Origin of the sequence: Paenibacillus sp. HGH0039, assembly GCF_000411255.1 — a bacterium.
GTDB lineage: Bacteria > Bacillota > Bacilli > Paenibacillales > NBRC-103111 > Paenibacillus_F.
The window spans coordinates 2644232-2666288 of sequence record NZ_KE150412.1 but is presented as its reverse complement, the minus strand read 5'-3'; the positions used below and the strand labels follow the sequence as shown (position 1 = coordinate 2666288).

Annotated in this window: 16 protein-coding genes; 10 read left to right on the top strand and 6 right to left on the bottom strand. The window is 54.7% G+C overall.

The window, feature by feature from the left end; genetic code table 11:
- Window positions 1-113 precede the first annotated feature (113 nt).
- The 7 genes from HMPREF1207_RS11680 (at window position 114) to HMPREF1207_RS11650 (ending at window position 12434) form a co-directional block, all read left to right on the top strand.
- Window positions 114-2435: a YcdB/YcdC domain-containing protein gene (locus tag HMPREF1207_RS11680; protein ID WP_009675921.1), complete on the top strand. Its 2322-nt coding sequence runs from the start codon at window positions 114-116 to the stop codon at window positions 2433-2435.
- Window positions 2436-2650: 215 nt separating this feature from the next.
- Window positions 2651-5983 carry an efflux RND transporter permease subunit gene (locus HMPREF1207_RS11675; protein ID WP_009675922.1) on the top strand — a complete coding sequence of 1111 codons (3333 nt, stop codon included), beginning with the start codon at window positions 2651-2653 and terminating at the stop codon, window positions 5981-5983.
- A 182-nt stretch (window positions 5984-6165) separates the two neighbouring features.
- The gene (ilvA, locus tag HMPREF1207_RS11670) at window positions 6166-7422 is read left to right on the top strand and encodes a threonine ammonia-lyase IlvA (RefSeq protein ID WP_009676022.1); all 1257 of its coding nucleotides are present in this window, start codon (window positions 6166-6168) and stop codon (window positions 7420-7422) included.
- Window positions 7423-7671: 249 nt separating this feature from the next.
- A complete protein-coding gene (locus HMPREF1207_RS11665) occupies window positions 7672-8712 on the top strand; it encodes a BMP family lipoprotein (RefSeq protein ID WP_009675828.1) in 1041 nt (346 codons plus the stop codon).
- Window positions 8713-8863: 151 nt separating this feature from the next.
- Window positions 8864-10402 (top strand): ABC transporter ATP-binding protein, encoded by a 1539-nt coding sequence (locus HMPREF1207_RS11660; protein ID WP_009675899.1) that lies wholly within the window; start codon window positions 8864-8866, stop codon window positions 10400-10402.
- The gene (locus HMPREF1207_RS11655; RefSeq protein WP_009675789.1) at window positions 10395-11474 is read left to right on the top strand and encodes an ABC transporter permease; all 1080 of its coding nucleotides are present in this window, start codon (window positions 10395-10397) and stop codon (window positions 11472-11474) included. Before HMPREF1207_RS11660 ends, HMPREF1207_RS11655 begins: the two co-directional genes overlap by 8 nt.
- On the top strand, window positions 11475-12434 hold the full coding sequence (locus HMPREF1207_RS11650; protein WP_009675785.1) for an ABC transporter permease: 960 nt from the start codon (window positions 11475-11477) through the stop codon (window positions 12432-12434).
- 138 nt (window positions 12435-12572) lie between these two features.
- Here the strand turns inward: HMPREF1207_RS11650 and HMPREF1207_RS11645 are convergent, their stop codons facing one another.
- From HMPREF1207_RS11645 to HMPREF1207_RS11620, 6 genes are all read right to left on the bottom strand, one after another.
- Window positions 12573-13109 (bottom strand): hypothetical protein, encoded by a 537-nt coding sequence (locus tag HMPREF1207_RS11645; protein ID WP_138918218.1) that lies wholly within the window; start codon window positions 13107-13109, stop codon window positions 12573-12575.
- Between the two features lie 69 nt (window positions 13110-13178).
- Window positions 13179-14081, bottom strand: coding sequence for a hypothetical protein (locus HMPREF1207_RS11640; RefSeq protein WP_009675912.1), 903 nt, complete (start codon window positions 14079-14081; stop codon window positions 13179-13181).
- 51 nt (window positions 14082-14132) lie between these two features.
- Window positions 14133-14567, bottom strand: coding sequence for a hypothetical protein (locus HMPREF1207_RS11635; protein WP_009676010.1), 435 nt, complete (start codon window positions 14565-14567; stop codon window positions 14133-14135).
- Window positions 14564-15976 carry a radical SAM protein gene (locus HMPREF1207_RS11630; protein WP_009675982.1) on the bottom strand — a complete coding sequence of 471 codons (1413 nt, stop codon included), beginning with the start codon at window positions 15974-15976 and terminating at the stop codon, window positions 14564-14566. The genes HMPREF1207_RS11635 and HMPREF1207_RS11630 overlap by 4 nt, the downstream gene beginning before the upstream one ends.
- A 5-nt stretch (window positions 15977-15981) precedes the next feature.
- Complete coding sequence (locus HMPREF1207_RS11625; protein WP_009675842.1) at window positions 15982-16758, bottom strand: prolipoprotein diacylglyceryl transferase; 777 nt, start codon at window positions 16756-16758, stop codon at window positions 15982-15984.
- Between the two features lie 125 nt (window positions 16759-16883).
- Window positions 16884-17744, bottom strand: coding sequence for a helix-turn-helix transcriptional regulator (locus HMPREF1207_RS11620; RefSeq protein WP_009675786.1), 861 nt, complete (start codon window positions 17742-17744; stop codon window positions 16884-16886).
- Between the two features lie 298 nt (window positions 17745-18042).
- Between HMPREF1207_RS11620 and HMPREF1207_RS11615 the strand changes: the two genes are divergently transcribed.
- The 3 genes from HMPREF1207_RS11615 to HMPREF1207_RS11605 all read left to right on the top strand — a co-directional run bounded on the left by HMPREF1207_RS11615 (window position 18043) and on the right by HMPREF1207_RS11605 (window position 21956).
- On the top strand, window positions 18043-19218 hold the full coding sequence (locus HMPREF1207_RS11615) for a galactokinase (RefSeq protein WP_009675847.1): 1176 nt from the start codon (window positions 18043-18045) through the stop codon (window positions 19216-19218).
- Between the two features lie 85 nt (window positions 19219-19303).
- A complete protein-coding gene (gene galE / locus HMPREF1207_RS11610) occupies window positions 19304-20296 on the top strand; it encodes a UDP-glucose 4-epimerase GalE (protein ID WP_009675919.1) in 993 nt (330 codons plus the stop codon).
- 46 nt (window positions 20297-20342) lie between these two features.
- Window positions 20343-21956, top strand: a complete 1614-nt coding sequence (locus HMPREF1207_RS11605; protein WP_009675884.1) for a UDP-glucose--hexose-1-phosphate uridylyltransferase — start codon at window positions 20343-20345, stop codon at window positions 21954-21956.
- Window positions 21957-22057 lie beyond the last annotated feature (101 nt).

The following is a 22057-nucleotide window of genomic DNA, read 5'->3' as shown; positions in this document are numbered from 1 at the left end:
GGTTATGAAATGGGGAATTCTTCCGCAACCTTTGCCCGGATTTGTCCGTCTCAGATGGTGAGAACTGGAATCCAGTATGTTCCATTCCACCTATTCGAAGGAGGCAGGTCCGTTTGAAAATTATTCTGAAAGCAGGTACGGCAGTGGTCACTTCCGCACTGCTGTTCGGCACGGTTACGCCGGTTATGGCGAGCAAAGCGGTTACGGGGGCGTCCGCATCTGTTGCGAATCCGGTTACGGATCAAGGGAAAGAGCAGATCGACATTTCCCAGGAGGAGGTAAAAATCACCAAGGAGCAGGCCGTCGAGCTGGCTAAAAAATACGTTGCCCTGCCGGAAGGCTTCTCTCTCCAGGGGGCTAATTTAAGCGTATCCCGGGGATTCGGCGGCAAGCCTGCAAAAACCTGGAACTTGAATTTCAGCCACAAAGAAAAGAAAGACTACTATTCTTATTTGTCCTATACGCTGGATGCGGATTCCGGCGCTCTTCTCGGGTACAATTTCAGCAGCAAGAACCCGGACAGCAAGCCCGTTTATCCGCCTAAAACCAGCTTGGATCAAGCTAAAACCATCGCATCCGATTACATAGCTAAATTAAGTCCCGAGCTTCAAAAGCAGGTGAAGTACTACGACCTGCGCGAATCTTCACGCAAAACTCCGCTGAATGTATACGAAGACTACCGGTTTTCTTTCGAAAGAGTGGTGGACGGTGTTCCGTTCCCTCAAAATAACATCACGGTGGCCGTAGACAGCGAGGGACATCTTTCCGATTACCGCGTGTACTGGGATAAAGACGTGACTTTCGATAAAAAAGAAGGCGTCATCACCTCGGAGCAGGCTGACAAAGCATTCCGCACGCAAGCGGAACCGGTGCTTCAATACCTCCTTCCTTACCAGTCGAAGGAGCTCAAACCGGCGCTTTCCTACAGCATGGCGGCGCTTCAGATTGACGCCAAAACAGGCAAGCCGCTGTATGAGAGCAAAGCACCCGCCACCGTCAAGACACTGACCGAGCAGCCTCAAAGCGGCACAGGAACGGCAGTGACGACGAAGGATGCCGCGCTTAAACGGGCCCAGCAGCTGGTTAAAATCCCGGCGGATGCCAAGCTCGAAGAGGCGAACTACAGCGAATACGAGAACGAATCCACGAAGCAGACGGAAGCTAACTGGAATTTCCAATGGGCGCTCCCGGGTAAAGACGGAGCGAAGGATAACAGAGGTTACGTGTCGCTGGCTATCGACGCCAAAACCGGTGAACTGACGAACTTCTCCAGTTATGACTATAGTTCCAGCCGTACGGTCAAGCCGGAGGAAGTTAAAGTTTCCTTTGAAGAAGCCAAAGGAAAGGCGGTTGATTTCGTAAAGAAAACGAACCCTTCCTATACGAATCAGCTTGTGCTGGAAACGACGGAAGCTCCCAAAACGGACAGCAAAATAGTCGGGGTCGACCAGGATAACGTGTATACCTTCCTGTTCTCTCGGTTCATTGACGGGGTCCGGGTAGAGAACGACAATATTCATGTAGGCGTGGATAAACGTACAGGCGATGTTCAGAACAGCTACGTGAATATAAGCAAGCTAACGTACCCGGCCAAGAAGCCGGCCGTGCTGGATAAAGATAAGGCGAAAGAGCTGCTGCTTTCCCAATACCAGCTTCGCCTGGTTTACCAGAGCGTCGGCATCGAAGGCCAAATTCCTCCGGGAATTCCTATTGAGCGCTACAATATTCTTGTCGCTTCCGGCAAATATCCGGCGGACAGTCAAAATCAAAAAGCCCAGCTTGTTTACACGCTGGAGAACAAATACGAAAACATCGCTTACTTCCTCGATGCGGAGAGCGGCAAATGGCGCAATCGGAACAACGGCGAAGTGATCTCCCTGGAGCCGGTCAAAGTCGACGATATCACGGGCCACTGGGCGCAAAACGAGCTGCAATTAATGCTCGATTACCAGGCCCTCGAAGTGAAAGACGGCAAAGTTAAGCCGGACCAGTCCATTAAGCGCGGGGAGCTTATCAAGATGCTCGTCATCGCAGACAGCGGAGGCGGGTATTATCCGGCCGGAGCGATGGACAGCCGCAAGAACTCGTTCAAAGACGTGGAGAAAAGCAATGCGTATTTCTCTTACGTGGAAACGGCTCTGGACCGCAAGTGGATCGACCGGACGTCCGACGAGTTCAATCCGGAGCAGCCGATTACCCGCGAGGAAATGGCTTCGCTGATCGTCCGTGCGCTGAACTACAAGAAGCTGACGGAGTTCGATAACGTCTTTAACCGTAATTTTACGGATGCTTCCGAACTTAAAAACATCGGAAACGCAGCCATTGTGACCGGAATGGGCATCATGAGCGCGGACGGGGGCAAGTTCAGTCCGAAACTTGAGGTGACGCGCGCGCAGGCGGCAACAGCCTTCTACCGGTATTTGCAGAAGCGTTAACCTCCCCGTTATACACAATTCCATAAAAAAATTAAGAGACTGCCGGGTTCGGCAGTCTTTTTTTTGGGAAAAAAGGAGAATAGGCAGGAGACCACCGTAACGGGCCGGAATTGAATCGGGCACCATTTGCTCAGGGAGATTCGCAGGGTTACCCTTATTTAAGGAGTCACTGTTTTTACGACACACATTCAGACGAACAGACAGGAGTGAAAATAGTGAGAGGGATTATCCGGTATTCTCTGAACAATAAGCTGGTTATCTGGCTGCTTACGATTCTTGTGACGGCCGCGGGTATTTACGCCGGTCTCGGCATGAAGCAGGAGACGCTTCCGAATCTGGAAGTGCCTGTTCTTACCGTCACAACGGTATATCCCGGCGCCGCACCGGAAGAAGTGGCCGACCGGATCACGGGCCCTCTCGAGCAGAAGGTCCGGAGCCTGGACGGTGTAGACGTTGTAAGCTCGACCTCTATGGAAAACGTATCTTCCATAGTGATGGAATATTCGTATAAGAAGGACATGGACAAGGCCGCTTCCGAAGTGAAAGAAGCAGTCGCCGATTTTGTGCTTCCCAGCGGGGCGCAGGAAACGAAAGTGTCCAAAATCAACATAAACGCATTTCCTGTCGTATCGCTGAGCGTAGCGGGGGACAAACAGTCGCTTGACGAGCTGACCCGGCAGATCGAGAGCGATCTGCTCCCTGCGCTCGAAGGGGTTCCGGGCGCGGCAAGCGTGGAGATCTCGGGCCAGCACCAGCAGGAAGTCCGCCTGACCTTTGACCGGGACAAGCTGAAGACCTATGGGCTGAGCGAAGATACGGTTAAAGGGATCATTCAGGGGGCGGCCGTCCAAGTCCCCCTGGGCCTCTACGAAGTCGGGCGGACCGAGAAAACCCTCGTCGTCGACGGCAACGTGAAGAGCCTGGATGACCTGCGGAACCTGGAGATTCCGCTCGTTCCCGGCGGAGCCGGTTCGGCGGGCGCAGCAGGCCCGGCAGGTTCCGGCTCGGGAGCGGCAGCCGGGGGCGCAGGAGGAGCACCCGGTGCGGCGCCCGGTGCGGGTGTTGCAGCGGCTCCGGGCAGTGCCGCAGGCGCCGGCAGGGTCGGCGGCGCAGTGCCGACGCCTGCGGGGGCGGCCGGTCTGCCGACCGTGAAGCTTGCCGAGCTGGCGGCAATCGAGCTGGCCGACCGGGCCGACTCGATCTCCCGCACGAACGGCAAGGAGTCCATCGGCATCCAGGTCGTGAAGGCGCCGGACGCGAACACGGTGGACGTCGTGAACGCCGTCAAGGCGAAGGCCGACGAGTTCCGGCAGGCGAACAGCGGCGTGGAGACCGTGATCATGCTCGACCAGGGCAAGCCGATCGAGGATTCGGTCAACACGATGCTGAGCAAGGCCGTATTCGGCGCTTTGTTCGCCGTACTGATCATCATGCTGTTCCTGCGCAACTGGCGGACGACGCTGATTTCCATCGTCTCGATTCCACTGTCGCTGCTCATCGGCATTCTGCTGCTGCAGCAGATGGACATCACGCTGAACATCATGACGCTGGGAGCGATGACAGTCGCCATCGGCCGCGTGGTGGACGACTCGATTGTCGTCATCGAGAACATCTACCGGCGGATGTCCAGTCCGTCCGAGCCTCTGCGGGGCAAAGCCCTTATCCGCGAAGCGACGCGGGAGATGTTTATGCCCATCCTATCGTCGACCATCGTGACGATTGCGGTCTTTCTCCCGCTCGGCTTCGTGAGCGGCCCCGTCGGGCAGCTGTTCCTGCCCTTCGCCCTGACGATGGTATTCGCGCTGCTTGCCTCGCTGCTCGTCGCGATCACCATCGTGCCGATGCTCGGGCATTCCATGTTCCGCCGCAGGCTGGAGCGCATGGGTCCGGCTCCGGTTCCCGCCTATGCGGAGGGAGGCGCGCCCGCTGCCCTTCCGCTTGGCGTCGACCCGGCCGAATCGATCCGGTTACGCGTCCGCGGCAAAGGCCAAAACCGGCGCGGCCCTGACGAAACCGGCCGTCTGGGGCGTTTTTACAGGCGGGTCCTGGACAAGACGTTGAATCATAAACTTATCGCTTTCGGCACGGCTATTCTTCTTCTGGGGGGCAGCCTTCTGCTGGCTACACGGGTCGGCGTCAGTTTTCTTCCGGAGGAAGAGCAGAAATACGCGATGGTGACGTACACGCCTTCTCCGGGCGAGACGCTGGACGATGTAAAGCGGAAGGCGTTGGAAGCGGAGAAATATGTACTTGGACGCAGCGGGGTCCGAAATCTGCAGTACTCCGTGGGCGGCCAGAATCCGATGTCGCCCGGGCCGTCCAAGTCCGCGCTTTTTTATGTGGAATACGATCCCGAATTTGCCGATTTCACGGCTGAGAAAAAGAGGCTGGTCCAAGGGTTGACGGACACCGTTCAAGGAAGCTGGAAACCGATGGATATGGGCGGCGGCGTAGGGGGGAGCAAGCTGAGCCTCTACGTATACGGAGAGAAACTCGACGAGATCCGAACCGCTGCGGATAAAATTCAGGCTCTGATGAAGAATAGGCCGGAATTCGATAAGGTAGCCTCCAGCCTGTCTGAATCGTACGGTCAGTACACGATTGTCGCGGACCCGGCCAAGCTCAGCAAGCTCGGTTTGACGGCCGGTCAGATCGCCATGGCTTTCAACCGGGATCGCGAGCGTCCCGTTCTGACCAAAGTCGGCGTCGAGGACAAAGAGGTCGACGTTTACGTACAAGCCGACAAAAAAACGTATGCGGATCTTTCCGCGATCGAAAACAGCACCATCACGTCCCCGCTTGGTGTGGAGGTCCCTCTGAAGGACGTGGCCAAGGTAGAGGAGGGCCAGTCGCCCAATGCGGTTACCCACCGGGACACGAAGCTGTACGCCGAGGTGTCGGCCGATATTACGTCCAAGGATGTGGGCGCGACCTCCACAGGACTGAAGAGCGAGATCGACAAGCTCGGTCTCCCTTCGTCCGTACGCATCGATTTCGGAGGGGTAACGGAACAGATCAATGAGACCTTCTCTCAGCTCGGTCTCGCCATGATCGCGGCCGTCGCGATTGTGTATCTGGTTCTCGTAATGTTCTTCGGAGGAGCGCTGACTCCGTTTGCGATCCTGTTTTCGCTGCCTTTCACGATCATCGGCGCCATTGTGGCCCTTCTGGTGACAGGGGAAACCTTGAGCGTGTCGGCCATGATGGGGGCGCTCATGCTGATCGGCATTGTCGTCACGAATGCCATCGTTCTGCTGGACAGGGTGATTCATAACGAAAAGTCCGGCATGAGAACGCGCGAGGCGCTCCTCGAGGCGGCCGCCACCCGTCTGCGGCCTATTCTGATGACGGCTCTCGCTACCGTCGGCGCGCTTCTGCCGCTGGCTTTCGGATTCGAAAGCGGCGGTCTGATCTCCAAGGGACTCGCCGTTACCGTGATCGGCGGTCTGATCTCCTCGACGCTGCTGACGCTCATCATCGTACCCGTCGTGTACGAATTTCTGGCGAAATTCCGGCGCAGACGCCCGGCTTCCGAACTGGAGGACTGACGCATCGCTCAGGCTTAAGCTTCCGCAGGCAGTCGTCGCCTTCCGAAAAAAGAAACCCTGTTCCCGGCCCGTTAAGCGGGGGAACGGGGTTCTTATATTTTTCGGCGGAGACAAGCGCTAAAAGCCCGACTTGTGCTACAATAATCGGAATACCATTACCACATCGGAAAGGAAGACCTGTCGTGAGCAATCCGAGCACTGTCACAGTTGAAGAAATTATACGCGCCAACCATGCGCTAAGCCGGGTGATTGAGCCTTCGCCGCTTCAGCGCAGCGAGCTTCTGTCCAGGCAGTACGACTGCAATATTTATTTGAAAAGGGAGGACCTTCAGGTCGTCCGTTCTTTTAAAATACGGGGTGCCTACAACGTCATTCAAAGTTTGACGGAGGAGGAACGGAGCCGGGGCGTCGTATGCGCCAGCGCAGGCAATCATGCCCAGGGAGTCGCTTATTCCTGCAACCATCTGGGGATCGAGGGCAAGATCTTTATGCCGACCACTACCCCGCGCCAGAAAATCTCGCAGGTCAAAATGTTCGGAGGCCCCTACGTGGAAGTGGTCCTGATCGGCGATACTTTCGACGATTCGTCCACCCAGGCCCGTATTTACTGCGAACGCGAGAATAAAGTCTTCATCCACCCGTTCGACGATGCTCGGACGATTGCCGGGCAGGGGACGGTCGGCCTGGAAGTGCTGAATCAGATGCCGGTGTCGCCTGATTTTATCTTCACCTCCATCGGAGGCGGAGGACTTGCGGCAGGAGTCGGCGCTTACGTCAAGGCAGTCTCCCCGGAAACCGCCGTGATCGGCGTGGAGCCGGAAGGAGCGGCCGGTATGCAGCGCTCCATGGAGGAGGGCCGGGTCGTGACTCTGGAGACGGTGGACAAGTTCGTCGACGGAGCGGCGGTCAAGCAGGTCGGCGAGATGACGTTCGAGATCTGCCGGCACGTGCTGGATGACATCGTGCTGGTGCCGGAGGGCAAGGAATGCACGACGATTCTGGATCTGTACAACAATAATGCCATTGTCATTGAACCGGCCGGAGCCCTTCCCGTAGCGGCGCTGGATGCTTACCGCAGCCAAATTGCGGGTAAAAACGTAGTATGTGTGATTAGCGGAGGCAACAACGATATCGACCGGATGCAGGAGATCAAGGAGCGGTCTCTCATTTATGAAGGCCTCAAGCATTACTTCCTGGTCAACTTTCCCCAGAGGGCCGGAGCGCTCCGCGAGTTTCTGGAAGAAGTGCTGGGACCGACCGACGACATCACGCGTTTTGAGTATATGAAAAAAACGAACCGGGACAATGCGCCCGCCCTGGTCGGCATCGAGCTGAAAAACAAAGACGATTACGAAGGCCTCATCTCGAGATTATCCAAAAAAGATATCAATTATGTCGAAATTAATAACGACCCTACCCTGTTTAATCTGCTGATTTGACCGCTGAAAAGAGCCGTCCCCCATGGGGTGCGGGACTCTTTTGCCGCCTGGCTTGGCAGCGTTTTCTCAGTGACAAAAAAATTTAATTAACCGTAGTATATTTAGTTGTGGATTTTGGATTACCCAACATGTATAATCGGTTACGCGGTATAATTAAACCTAGTCCTCTCGACATATTTTTACAATTCGTATCCAATACTATGATGCAGGGATTAGGCGTACAAAAACCAAACAGGGGGTTTTACTTTTATGAAGAATTTTTTCAAGCTGTCGCTGGTCATGATGCTGGCATTCACGCTTGTATTGGCAGGCTGCGGCAAGAAGGCTGACAATGGCGGCGCGGCGCCAAGCGGCAATGCGGCCGGCGGCGAGAAGAAGTCCGATGTGAAAATCGGCATGGTAACAGACGTTGGCGGCGTAAACGACAAGTCCTTCAACCAATCCGCTTGGGAAGCGCTTGAGAAGCTGAAGAAAGATACAGGCATTTCCACAAAGTATCTGCAAAGTAAAGCGGATTCCGACTATGTTCCGAACCTGAACCAGTTTGTACAAGGTAAATACAACCTGACTTGGGGGATTGGCTTCGTTATCGCGGACGCTATGAAAACCGTAGCTCAGCAAAACCCGACGGCTAACTTCGCCATCATCGATAACGTGGTGGAAGCACCGAACGTTCAATCCATCACTTTTGCCGAAAACGAAGGTTCCTTCCTGGTCGGCGTAGTAGCGGCGAAAATGACGAAATCCAATAAAATCGGTTTTGTCGGCGGTATGGATATTCCGGTTATCAAACGTTTCGAAGCCGGTTTCAAAGCAGGCGTTGCGGCTGTAAATCCGGACGCTAAAGTCCTGATCAATTACACGGGCGCATTCGATAAGCCTGACCTTGGCAAAGCGGCAGCCGCCACTATGTACAACGACGGCGCGGACATCATTTTCCACTCCTCCGGAGCAACAGGAAACGGTGTATTCAACGAAGCGAACGACCGCATCAAGCAAGGCAAAAAAGTATGGGTTATCGGCGTAGACAAAGACCAATCCCTGGAATTCGGCGATCAAGTGACTCTGACTTCCATGGTTAAAGGCGTTGAAGAAGCGGTAACGAAGTACTCCAAAATGGTCGTTGACGGCAACTTCAAACCGGGCGCTCCTGTAACACTGGGACTGAAAGACAACGGCGTAGGCCTTGCTTCCACTTCCAGCAAGAACGTTCCTGCGGATGTGCTGAAGCTTGCTGACGAATATAAAGAGAAAATCATCAAAGGCGAAATCAAAGTACCTGAGCAATAAGATTTCGTTTAGGCTGCACCCTTTTCACCATGTACCATGACGCATGTTTATGTACGTTTTTATGATGGAGCATACAACAAGGCTGGTTGCATAACTGGCCTTGTTCTTACTTTCCAGACCTTCTACCAATAACCTTAGTAAGGGTGATTTCATGAGTGCAGCGACCCCTGTCGTTGAGTTGAAGCAAATCACAAAGCGTTTTCCCGGAATTGTCGCAAACGATTCCATCTCTCTTAAGCTGCAAAAAGGGGAGATTCACGCCCTCCTCGGAGAGAACGGCGCGGGTAAATCGACCTTGATGAATATTGTTTTTGGCTTGTACCAGCCGGATGAAGGCGGTATCGAAGTCAATGGCCAGCCGGTTCTGATCGACAGCCCCAATAAGGCGATCGAGCTGGGAATCGGGATGGTGCATCAGCATTTTAAACTGGTTCAGCCGTTTACCGTCACCGAGAACATCATCTTGGGGATGGAACCGAAGAAAGGCATGAATATTGATTACAAATCCGCAGCCGAGCAGGTCAGAAAGCTATCCGAGCAGTACGGCCTTCAAGTAAACCCCCATGCTAAAATACAGGATATTTCCGTCGGCATGCAGCAGCGTGTCGAAATCGTGAAGACGCTTTATCGTGGTGCTGACATCCTTATTTTCGATGAACCGACAGCGGTTCTGACTCCCCAGGAAATCACTGAGCTGATGGATATCATGAAACGTCTCGTTGCCGAAGGCAAGTCTATCATCCTCATTACGCATAAGCTCAAGGAAATTATGCAAATTTCCGACACGGTTACGATCATCCGCAGAGGTAAAGTGATTGATACCGTCAAAACGTCCGAGACGACGACCCGCGAACTGGCCGAGAAAATGGTAGGACGCAGCGTCTCCTTCAAAGTCGACAAGAAGCCGGCGCAGCCGAAAGGCCCTGTTCTTCAGGTCCGTGACGTCAAGGCGAAATCGCATGACGGGCTGCCGGTTCTGAACGGATTGTCCTTCGACGTGAAAGCCGGGGAAATCCTCGGAATCGCCGGTGTGGACGGCAACGGACAGAGCGAGCTGATCGAAGCGCTGACCGGTCTGCGCAAAGTGGACAGCGGATCGATTAAGCTGCTGGACAAAGAAATCGTCAACAGGTCGCCGCGTCATATTTCGGAAGCGGGCGTGTCCCATATTCCCGAAGACCGGCATAAACACGGGCTTGTTCTTGACTTTTCCATGAGTGAGAACATGGTGCTCCAGACGTACCATCGTCCCGCTTTTAACCGCGGCGGTTTCCTGAATTACGAGGCGATCGATAAACAAGCCGAGCGGCTCATCGAAGCGTTCGACGTTCGTACGCCGAGCATTCATACGAAAGCGCGTTCTCTCTCCGGGGGGAACCAGCAGAAGGCGATTATCGCCCGGGAGATCGACCGGAATCCGGATCTGCTTATCGCGGCGCAGCCGACCCGCGGACTCGATGTAGGCGCTATCGAATTCGTGCATAAGCAGCTCATCGCCCAGCGCGACCAGGGTAAAGCGGTACTGCTTATCTCCTTCGAGCTGGATGAGATTTTGAACGTATCGGACCGGATTGCGGTCATTTACGAAGGGGAAATAGTCGGGGAAGTTCTGCCGGAAGAAACGAACGATCAGGAACTTGGTCTGATGATGGCCGGCAGCATGAAGCGGGAAGGTGTGACCCATGAATAAAGTCATGAAGTTTTTTATGCGGGATTCCGCTATCATTCCTCTCGCGGCCATCGTGCTCGGATTTGTATTCGGCGCCATCGTTATGCTGGCGGGCGGGTACAATCCCATAACCGCATACTCCTCGTTGTTTTCGCGGGTGTTCGGGAATATGTACGATTTCGGCGAGACGATCCGCGAGATTACCCCGCTCATTTTGACGGGGCTTGCGGTCGCTTTCGCTTTCCGCGCGGGTCTGTTTAACATCGGCGGAGAGGGCCAGTTTATCGTCGGGATGACGGGAGCTTCCTTCGTCGGCATCAAGCTGGGCGGTCTGCCCGCCATCATTCACGCACCGCTTGCCATTATCGTGGGTGCCGTTCTCGGCGGACTATGGGCGGCTATCGCCGGCTATCTGAAAGCGAAGCGCGGTGTAAACGAAGTTATCACCACGATCATGCTCAACTGGATCGCCCTTTATCTGGCGAACTACACGGTTAACCATTTCCTGCTCCTGAAAGGGCAGCAGCGTTCCGTTGACATTGAGCCGACGGCTTCGGTCAGCTTAGGCTGGCTGTCCGCGATGTTCGATAACGCCCGTCTGCACTGGGGAACGCTTTTTGCCATCCTTGCCGCCGTATTCTTCTACTTCTTCCTGTGGAAGACGAAGCAGGGGTACGAGCTCCGTGCCGTAGGCCACAACACGAATGCCGCCGAATATGCGGGGATGAATGTGAACAAGAACATCGTCAAAGCCATGTTCATCAGCGGAATGTTCGCCGGTCTGGCCGGCGTGTTCGAGGTGCTGGGCGTGTTCCACTACCAGACCGTGATGCCGGCGTCGCCGGGTTACGGTTTCGACGGAATCGCGGTTGCCCTGCTGGGACTGACGAATCCGTTCGGCGTACTTCTTGCCGCTTCTCTGTTCGGTATCTTGACTTACGGATCCGCGGGAATGAGCTTTGGCGCCGATGTGCCGCCGGAGTTGATCCGGATCGTTATCGGTTCGATCATTTTCTTCGTAGCCGCACAAGGCATCGTGCGCTGGGTGATTGCCCCTCTCTATTTCAAGCGTAAGAAAGAGAAGGTGGTCTAGATGAGTTTGGATATTTTGGGTCAGCTGATCAATACAACGCTGGTATTTTCCACGGCGCTCATTTTTGCGGCCCTTGGCGGTATTTTCTCGGAGCGTTCCGGGGTCACCAACATCGGACTGGAAGGCCTGATGGTATCCGGCGCGTTCGCCGCGGCGGTCAGTACGTTTTACGCACAGGAAGCCGGCATGGGAAGCATGTCCCCGTGGATCGGACTTCTGGCGGCGCTTGTATTCGGGGTTCTGTTTTCGCTTATCCATGCCGTTGCGACCATCACGTTCAAATCGGACCAGGTCATCAGCGGTGTGGTCATCAACTTCCTGGCGGCGGGCGTAACGGTCTACCTCGTCAAGCTCCTCTTCGAGGGTGCCGGACAAACGGAAACGCTGACGGAAGTATTCAGCAAATGGGCGATCCCGGGTCTCTCGCAAATCCCGGTACTCGGTTACGGTATTTTCACGGCCTACCCGACCACCTATATCGCGCTGATTCTTGTGGCCGTATCCTATTATGTGCTGTTCAAAACGCCGTTCGGTCTGCGTCTGCGTTCCGTCGGGGAGCACCCGAGTGCGGCTGACACCGTCGGTGTCAACGTACGCCGCATGCGTTATATCGGCGTTATGCTGAGCGGCGCGTTCGCCGGGCTGGGCGGAGCGACGATCGCCCTGACGACGACAAGCAACTTCTCGCATAACACCATCTCGGGACAGGGCTACATTGCCCTGGCGGCCATGATCTTCGGTAAATGGCACCCGGTAGGAGCGCTTGGTGCCGCCGTCTTCTTCGGTCTTTCCCAGGCGATCCGGAACTATGTTCAACTCTTCGAATGGTCGCAGAGCATCCCGCAGGAGTTTATCTTTATGCTCCCGTATGTCTTGACCATTCTGGTGCTTGCGGGTGCGGTCGGCCGTGCTTATCCGCCTGCCGCCCTCGGCGAGCCTTACGATCCGGGCAAGCGTTAAGCCGCACGGGATCAACGACGCAAAAAGCTGCTTTCCTTTTAAAGGAAAGCAGCTTTTTTTAGTTTCCTGCGGGTAAGAGCGGCAGGAGCAGTTGTGCTCAGTTAATTTGGCTGGGCTAATGGGGAGGAGGTCCCCGTTTTACGTATTTTTGTCTTCGCCGCTAAGTATACTTTCTCGTAAATCAGGGTCTGGTTCCAGCGGTCCCAACAGTTGGCCTGCCCTGCGCAGCAGCAGAATAATGGAGATCCCCGACAAAAATCCGATTATGCCTAATGCAATCAGGAGATATTGCCAAGCTTCCGGCATATTTAATGCCAGAGGACTTAGTATAAGCGTGGCGCCTGTAACCGCTAAAAAGACAGACCTGCAGATATGGGCGCTTTGTGCCAGCTCGGGAAGGCTGCTGCGGGCAGCGGCAGAAATAATGCCGGTACAAAGATAATAGATGAAGGCGAGCAAAAGCGCCGAGTTGACCAGTCCAAGGGAGAACCAGAAGAAAGAAAATGGTTGGTCTGTAACCGGAGCCCCGCCGAGATTGATTTCGTTAGGCAGCGATAAAAAAATAAGCGGAATAGCGAACCCACGCGCTATCCGGAACGCTTGCTCCCGCTTTCCCAGCTCGCCGAGTGCGGAAGCGGCCATCCAAAATCCGATGAAATCCGGAAGCAGATCCACGGATTGAATACGAAAATGGAGAAAAGTCAGGGTCAATCCCCACGAGATCCGAAAATAGAGGCGACTCAACTAAGGCAGCTCCCTTCTGGCTTGAACGATCTTTTGGATGTCGGAATCGCTTAGATCGGACTCAAAGCGTATATGTACGGCCATGTCGTCTTTAAAGCCGTCGGGAGCCTGGGCTTTGAGCCGTACGGCTTCTTCGATTTGATTAAATTCTTTTGTGCCTTTGTGTTCCGATGTAGCAGTGTTTGCGTCTTCGAAACGGTAAGATAAACGCACGTAGCTTCCCTTTTTTACGGCTAAAGGAAATGAAATGTCCTCGGCGGGCAGCCCCTCCACCTTATCTCCGGATCGGAGAGAGGTCAGATAACCAGGTTCCTGTTCCAAAGAGAGAGTATCGATATACAAATTCATTCGCGGGGAGCTCTGAACCGGATTAGGGTTTTCAATCCCTGTCAGTATCAGATCTTCCTTGGTCGCCGCAAGAGTATACCCGGCGTTCTGATTGGAAGAGCCGCCGCTTGAAAAATCGAACAAGGAGCGTTTGTCGGGATTTTTACCTGTTGGCGTGAGGGTAACGTGACCGATATCCAGCATGCGAGAACTTCCGTCACTGAACCGGGCGCGAACCTGCGCAATGTGCAGAGGTGATGTAGGCTGTTCTGCTTCTTGGGCCGGCTGTTCCAGAGCGATCAGCACCGTTTGGTAATTTTGATAGTTATACTGGTTTTTATTTAGAAAATTGATGGATGCATGGGGCAGCTCAGGAACCTCTACATTTACAATGTGAAGACCTCTGTGATTCTCCAGATAAGAAAGCGGAAAGCTGGTTCCCTGTTCAAGGGGGAGATCAATAAAATGCGAAAGAAAGACAGGCTCCGGCAGCTGATTTTTTTCATAAACCCATAGGTTTCCGGCCCAACTGCCCAAAGCCAGAAGAAAGACGATCACCAACGGACGTTTTTTCACCTAGCGGCCTCCATTCCGGCAGTTTCTCTATTCCTCGCTTCCATCAGAGGATCAGCCCAAGCTAAACATGACATAGCCGAAACAAGCGGCATTCAAAAGGAACGTTATTCCCGCTCCTATAAGAATCCCCTGAACGACGGCCGCCCGTTTGCTGAAAATAAGGAGAAGCGGCAATACGTAGAGCATCTGTACGATGCCGATCCCAAAGTACATCGGAATGGCAAAGAGCCATAAGAGATGGCCGAGCGCGACAAAGCCGATTCCTTTCCACACATCGAGTCCTTTCCACGGACGATGGGGCCGGTCGGACCCGCCATGTTCATGAGAAGGTAGAGAGGAAGTTTGTCCGAAGCCAGTATCCGCTGCGCGATCCCCAAGTTCGGAATTCGTTGTTGATTCCGTTTCTTTTTCCGTTCCGGATTTGGGCGAAGTTCCCTCCTCCGATGGCGTACCGCTCTTGGCCGGATCGTTTTCATAATCGCTCATGCGAGCCCTCCTGTCTCCGCGCGCAGCTCCTCCAACAGTGCTTCACGGCCGTCACGGTAAAATAAATTATACGTATCGAAGGGAATGATTCTTCCATCGGGATGGGCGATATGCACACAAGATTTTTTTACGGAACGGACATCGAAATTGTAAGGGTCCAGGAACTGCATAATCAGCACGCGGAACACATTGTCATACCCGATATGCTCCGGTACGGCGACGGACGGCAGGCAGCAAAGCAGATTTTTCAGCGAAAGCGCCGACGACTCGGGAGAATGAGCGGTCGAGAAAAGGTCGAAGACTTGATCCTTTAACGTCTGATCCTGCTCGAATACGATCGTATTGCGCCCGCCTTCCAGCAAAATTTGAGGGTCGATCATCCCGGTTAGCGGTATGGCCTGTCCTCCCAGCTTCAAAGCATAACCCATCGCTAAGCAATCCGGATGACAAGGAACCGGTATAATATCTTCCGGCTGAAAAATGCCGGATTGTTCGATAATCATCCGGCGTACTTCGCTGAGTGTCAGCCGGTCTTTGGCCGGATCGAACGCCTCGGTGCGGCCGGCCACTTGAACCGGCTGGAACGTTACGCCCCGGACCGCGCGCTGCTGTAACCCGTAACGGATAATATCGCCGACCTCGGAGTCGTTGAGTCCTTTTTTCAGAGTGACTACGAGGGTGGTCGAGATATTAAATTCATTGAGATGTTCGATCGCACGCCGGCGCACATCACGCAGATCTACCCCGCGCAGCTCGCGGAGAGCCTCTTCCTCAAAGCTGTCAAACTGGAGGTACAGCTCGAATCCCGGCATATACTGGGACAGCTTCCGTACGAACTCCCGGTCCTGGGCGATTCTCAGTCCGTTGGTGTTTACCATAAGGTGTTTAATGGGTTTCGTTTTGGCCAGATCGAGAATTTCGAAAAATTGGGGATGGATCGTCGGTTCGCCGCCGCTAATCTGCACGATATCCGGTTCTTCTTCGTTGCGTACGATAGCGTTAAGCATCGTTTCGATCTGCTCGAGAGAGCGCCAGGTCTCCCGTTTCGGAGAAGATTCGGCATAGCAGATCGGACACTGCAGATTACATTTGTCCGTAATTTCAAGAAGCGTCAGGCAGCTGTGCTGTTCATGATCCGGGCAGAGCCCGCAATCGTACGGACATCCGTAACGGATCGGAGTGTTCCAGTGCTGGGGCATTTCAGCGGGTTTCAAAAATTCGCGGCACCGTTTGTAATACTCCGCGTCATCCGAGATCAGAACCTTTTCCCGGCCGTGCCGGCCGCAGTATTTAAGCAGATAAACGTTCTCATCCTCAATAATGACCTTCGCCTCCACTTTACGGAGACATTGGGAGCAGATGCTGTTGGTGAGTTCGTAGAACAAATAAGGACGGTTTTTGGTAGGCATGGAAGTCAGGTTCCTTTCCCGATTAAGGTAGGTTTCGCGGAAAGCTTGCGCCACAGAAGCAGGGTGTAATAGATCAGGCCCGCTATGCAGGCGAGCTGAATGTTATTCAGTCCGGCATACGGGTGGGGAGTCGGCTTGATAAAATCGATCAGCAGGCGGAAAAGAAGGTAGCCCCCCATGAAGATAATGAACGACATGCCGTCCGGCAGGGGAACGGATCGGTGCCTGGCACGGTTTTTCAACGCCAAGATCGTGATGCCCAGAAGAAGCAGGAAGGCGATTTCGTAAAGCTGAGTCGGATGACGGAGAATTCCATCGCCAAAGTCGACACCTGTTACCCAGCCTGTCGGGGTTCCGTAGGTATGATCATCGAGACCGGTCAGAAAGCAGCCGATTCTTCCAATCATCATCCCGGTAAGGAGCGGCAGCGCCATATCATCTCCCGTGGAACGGGTGTGCCCGATTCTTTTTTTGGTCCATTCCACGCCAATTAGCCCTCCCAGGAGCCCTCCGACAATGGTCTTACCTTCCATTAGATACGACACGTCGTTCCAGCGCTGCAGGGTCAAGGCGGGGTCTTCCAGCCAGTAAAGCGCCTTCGATCCGGCAGCGGCACCTAGCGTGGCACCGACGAGGACCCAGAGGGCCTGACTTGCCTGGAGTTTTTCCTTGCTCCGGGTATAGAGATAAAGCCGGAATCCGATAAAATAAGCAAGCGCTTCAAAAACCAAATGGGGATGCAGCCGGATAAAACCGAGGTTAATATAAACTGGAAAAGTCATAGGTTCCTCCCCGATAAAGTTAAGGTAAATTATACCACACGAATATTAAGAGAGGGGATCGGATCGGGAGCGATTCTAGCGGAGGCCAACCCGGAACTCCCGCGGAAAGGCCCAATTTCGCGCTACTACATACGTATCATATCGCTGCGATATTCCGTAGGGGAGAGGCCGTACCATCTCCGAAACTGTTTGGAGAAGTAGAGCGGGTCACGGAATCCCACGGAAAAAGCAATCTGCTCGATCGTCAGCTCCAGCCGTTCCCGCAGAAGCTGCCGGGCTTTATCGACCCGGAGCTTGGACAAGAAAGACACCGGCGTCTGACCCGTGTGCTCCTTGAACAGCCGGGACAGGTAAGCCCGGTTGTAGCCGAGCGCCTCCGCCATGGACTCGATCGAGATGTCCTCGGCATACTGCGCGGACAAATAATGCAGCATCTGCTGCACCGTCACTTCCGTGCGGGAATGCGCCTTACCCGGCTCGGGTAAGGGCGGCCGCGCCGCATCGGCATATTCGGCAAGCAGCAGATGAAGATAGCCGAGCGCACGAAGCGAAGCCGTGCCGCTCTTATGCCTTAGCGCGCGCTGCAGGCGCCGGAAAAGCGCCGGAACACGGCTGCCCGCATGCGCCGTGTGAATAACCGGCTGCTCCGGCGTGAAGCCGGCCTTGCGCATGTGGGCAGCCGCTTCCGCACCGGTGACGGCGAGCCAGCAGTAGCGCCAGGGATCGGCTTCGTCGGCTTCATAGCCGACGAGCTGCTCCGGCGCGATGCAGAAGCTGTCGCCGGGGCCCAGAAGCCGCTCCCGGCCCGCTGCCGTGAACTGCCCTCTTCCGGAGATAACCGTATGGATGAGGAAATAATCGTACACCTTCGGGCCCAGGCGGTGGAGCGGTTTGGTCTGGCTTTCCCCGGAGAAGAGTATATGAAGGGCCGTATCTTCCGGCGGCTCCGGGTTGGACACGACATAGTAAGTGGGTTCTCGCTTCATTGGACTTCACATCCTCCTGTTTGCGATAATGAGTTAAGAAAAAGCGGCGCCGGACAAGCAGTTCTTTTCCCGTACTCCTTCTGACAAGAAGCTTGCCTTCGCCGGAACCTGCACAGACTCCGCTTTTCCTTCATCCTATCATCTCCTGCGCGCTTCCGACATCACATTTTTCCATATGATCCTTACATCATTCCATAGGACTTCAAATGGTTCGCGCTTATACTGGAGGTAGAAGAACAAAACAAGAATGCGTTAACAATTCAAGGATAGTATGACTCTACTTAAAGGCGGTGCCGAGATGGCCGATCTTAATCTCCTTAAAACACAATTTACCGAACTGTACGGAGGTGCTGAGAAGGATATCACAGTTTTCCATGCTCCCGGCCGTGTTAATCTGATCGGCGAACATACCGATTACAACGGGGGCTATGTTTTTCCGGCTGCCCTGACTTTCGGCACTACCCTTCTTTTGCGCAAAAATAAGGAAGGCCTGCTTCGCATGGCTTCCACCAATTTCACTCATAAAGGGTCTTGTTCCCTGGAAGATGTAGTCTACCGGGAAGAAGACGACTGGATGAACTACCCGAAGGGCGTCGTCGCCCAGCTCCAGCAGAAAGGCCAAGGCCCCCGATCCGGCTACGATATGCTGTATCACGGTGAAATTCCGAACGGGGCGGGGCTTTCGTCCTCGGCTTCTATTGAGGTGGTCACGGGGTACGGATTGCTGGAAGCGGAGGGATATCCGGCAGACCGGGTGGAGCTGGCGCTGCTTGCCCAAAAAGCGGAAAACGAGTTTATGGGCGTAAATTGCGGCATCATGGACCAGTTTGCCGTTGCCAACGGACGCAAAGATCATGCGATTCTGCTCATGTGCGATACCCTGGAGTATGAACTCGTGCCTTTTCAAAGCGGAAGCTACAAGCTTGTGATCGGCAATACGAACAAGCGCCGCGGACTCGTAGATTCGGCATACAACGAACGCAGAAGCCAGTGCGAGCAGGCCGTCCGGGACCTGCAAACCCGCTTTCCGGACTTGACTCTTCTGGGCCAAATCAGTCTGGAGCAGTTCGAGGCGAACAAAGATGCCATTAAGGATGACATCGTCCGGCGCAGAGCGCAGCATGTCGTGGAGGAAATCGACCGCGTGCTGAAATCCATAGATGTGCTGAAAGCCAATGATCTGGAAGCCTTCGGACGGCTGATGACCGGATCTCACGAATCTTTGCGCGATCTTTACGAAGTTACGTGCCGGGAACTCGATGTGATGGTAGAAGCCGCACTGTCCGTGCCGGGCGTCCTCGGATCACGGATGACGGGAGCCGGATTCGGCGGCTGTACGGTCTCTCTCGTGCATGAGGACAGCATTGAGGCATTCCGTGAGAAGGTCGGATCGAGCTACAAAGAACAAACGGGACTCGCGGCGGATTTCTATGTTTGCAGCATTGGAGACGGCGTGAGCAGAATACAAGGCTAGGCGGAAAGCCGAGCTTTTGAGGAAAAAATGAGCAAGTGAGCTCTTTCTATAGAAACGAAAAAGCAACTATCGGGAGGCGGAAAAAATGGCGATTATGGTGACAGGCGGGGCCGGATACATCGGTTCTCACGCCGTAGCGGAACTGCTGGCTAGAGGAGAAGAGGTTGTGATTGTCGACAATCTCCAGCAAGGTCATCGCGATGCGGTATTGGGCGGCAAGCTTTACGAAGGCGATCTGCGGGACGAAGCGTTTCTGGACACGGTATTCCGGGAAAATGAGATCGACGCGGTTATCCATTTTGCAGCGAACTCGCTAGTCGGAGAAAGCATGACGGACCCGGCGAAATATTATCACAATAACGTTTACGGGACTCTCTGCCTGCTGGAAAAAATGAAAAAATTCGACGTGAAACGAATCGTGTTCTCTTCGACGGCGGCAACATACGGCGAGCCCGAAAACACGCCGATTCTGGAAACCGACCGGACCGAACCGACGAACGCTTACGGGGAAACGAAATTGTCCATGGAGAAAATGATCAAATGGTTCGATCACGCTCACGGGATCAAATCCGTTTCACTGCGCTATTTCAACGCGGCGGGTGCTCATGAAAGCGGCCGCATCGGGGAAGACCACCATCCGGAAACGCATCTCGTTCCGCTCATCCTTCAAGTGGCGCTTGGACAACGAAGCCATATCTCCGTCTTCGGAGAAGACTATGCGACACCGGACGGGACCTGCATCCGCGATTACATCCATGTCAGCGACCTGGCCGACGCTCACGTGCTTGCCGTAGAGAAGCTGCGCCAGGGCGGGGAGAGCGGCGTGTACAATCTCGGTAGCGGCAACGGATTTTCCGTAAAAGAAGTGATCGATATCGCCCGCGAGGTGACGGGTCATCCGATTCCGGCTGTTGTGGAAGCACGCCGTTCCGGAGACCCCGCGGTTCTTATCGCCTCTTCCGACCGCGCCCGTCAAGATTTGGGCTGGAAGCCTAAACGGGACAATCTCCAGGCGATTATCGCCAGTGCCTGGGCATGGCATCAAGCGCATCCGGAGGGATACGCGGACAAGAAATAGCATCTGGAGATTACCTGCCTGCCGGGCGTAAGGAGTGAGTGAAGGAATGAATACGGACTTGGAACGGGAGAAAGCACAAAATCAGGCTGATCAGGCGGCGCTTGTCGTCGAACGCCTGGTGTCGTTTGCCCTTGCGAAGGGAATGATCGGGTCCTTGGATGTAAGTGCGGCGAGGAACGCGCTTTTGGACGCGCTGGGTCTGCCTGAGCCGTATCAAGGCGCGGACGGAAACGCAGAAGACGAAACGGTGGCCGCGGAGCCTGGAGAAATGCTCGAAGTTTTACTCGACTTCGCTTATATCCGTGGACGTTTTGAAGAGGATACGACCACTTACCGTGATCTTTTTGATGCCCGTTTGATGGGGCTGCTGATGCCGAGACCGTCTGAGGTCGTCCGGCAGTTCGGGGAAATCACAAAGGAACACGGAGTGCGGAAGGCGGCGGACTGGTTTTACGAGCTTTGCATAAACAGCAATTACATTCGCATGGACCGGATACGCAAAAACGGGTATTGGTTGGCCCCGACAGAATACGGGAATCTCGAAATTACCGTCAATCTGTCCAAACCGGAGAAAGATCCGAAGGAGATCGCCCTTTTGCGGACGCTCAAACAAAGCGGATATCCCCAGTGTCTCCTGTGCGTGGACAATGTCGGCTATGCGGGCAGGCTGGATCATCCGGCCAGGCAGAACCTGCGCATTCTTCCCCTTACGATTGACGGGGAGGCCTGGTGTTTTCAATATTCCCCATACGTCTACTATAACGAACACTGCATCGTTTTGAACGAAAAGCATGTCCCGATGAAAATATCAGAGCGGACTTTCCGCAGGCTGTTTGATTTTATCGAACAGATTCCGCATTATTTTGTGGGCTCAAATGCGGACCTGCCGATCGTCGGGGGCTCGATTCTGAGCCATGACCATTTTCAGGGCGGGAATCATAAATTTCCGATGGAGCTCGCTCCCGTTGAGCGGAAGTTCGCTTCGGACACTTACCCCGGCGTCTCGGTCGGCATCGTCCGGTGGCCGATGTCGGTCCTGCGGCTCGAGGGAAGCGGCCGCGAGGATGTCCTCCGCGCCGCCGATATGCTGCTCACCGCATGGCGTGCCTACAGCGATCCGTCCGCGGACATCGCGGCGTTCACGCAGACAGCGGACGGTGTACGGGTTCCCCATAACACCGTCACACCGATCGCCCGGTTCAACTCATCCGGGCAGTACGAACTGGACCTCGTGCTCCGCAACAACCGCACGAGCGAAGAACACCCGGATGGCATCTTCCATCCGCACCGTAACCTTCACCACATCAAGAAGGAAAACATCGGCTTGATCGAGGTGATGGGTCTGGCCGTCCTTCCTGGCCGTCTCCAGGAAGAGATCAGCCGAATCGCCGGGTTCCTTACCGGAGATTCCGCATGGAACGGCGCGGAAGGCCTGGAGGCGGGCCATCCGCTGGAGAAGCATGCCGCCTGGATCGGCGAGCTTGTCGCCGCCGGCGGCACGGCCCTTTCGCTGCAGGAGGCGCACGAACTCCTGCAGCGGGAAATCGGCGGCATCTTCAAGCGGGTGCTTGAAGATGCCGGCGTGTTCAAGCGGACTGATGCCGGTCAGGCGGCATTCGGCCGCTTCCTGGGCAGCCTCGGCTTCGTCCCCGCCGAATAGGCCAAAAAAGCCTTTCGTCCTCCCCCAGCGGGGAGAACGAAAGGCTTTTTTATACGCCGCGGGCACCAATACGCCGCGGGCACCAATACGCCGCGGGCACC

What these genes read in the sequence shown, in the direction of transcription:
- HMPREF1207_RS11665 (WP_009675828.1), top strand. Translation starts at nt 7,672, where the DNA reads ATGAAGAATTTTTTCAAGCTGTCGCTGGTCATGATGCTGGCATTCACG.
- HMPREF1207_RS11660 (WP_009675899.1), top strand. Translation starts at nt 8,864, where the DNA reads ATGAGTGCAGCGACCCCTGTCGTTGAGTTGAAGCAAATCACAAAGCGT.
- HMPREF1207_RS11655 (WP_009675789.1), top strand. Translation starts at nt 10,395, where the DNA reads ATGAATAAAGTCATGAAGTTTTTTATGCGGGATTCCGCTATCATTCCT.
- HMPREF1207_RS11650 (WP_009675785.1), top strand. Translation starts at nt 11,475, where the DNA reads ATGAGTTTGGATATTTTGGGTCAGCTGATCAATACAACGCTGGTATTT.
- HMPREF1207_RS11635 (WP_009676010.1), bottom strand. Translation starts at nt 14,567, where the DNA reads ATGAGCGATTATGAAAACGATCCGGCCAAGAGCGGTACGCCATCGGAG.
- HMPREF1207_RS11630 (WP_009675982.1), bottom strand. Translation starts at nt 15,976, where the DNA reads ATGCCTACCAAAAACCGTCCTTATTTGTTCTACGAACTCACCAACAGC.
- HMPREF1207_RS11625 (WP_009675842.1), bottom strand. Translation starts at nt 16,758, where the DNA reads ATGACTTTTCCAGTTTATATTAACCTCGGTTTTATCCGGCTGCATCCC.
- HMPREF1207_RS11620 (WP_009675786.1), bottom strand. Translation starts at nt 17,744, where the DNA reads ATGAAGCGAGAACCCACTTACTATGTCGTGTCCAACCCGGAGCCGCCG.
- HMPREF1207_RS11615 (WP_009675847.1), top strand. Translation starts at nt 18,043, where the DNA reads ATGGCCGATCTTAATCTCCTTAAAACACAATTTACCGAACTGTACGGA.
- galE (WP_009675919.1), top strand. Translation starts at nt 19,304, where the DNA reads ATGGCGATTATGGTGACAGGCGGGGCCGGATACATCGGTTCTCACGCC.
- HMPREF1207_RS11605 (WP_009675884.1), top strand. Translation starts at nt 20,343, where the DNA reads ATGAATACGGACTTGGAACGGGAGAAAGCACAAAATCAGGCTGATCAG.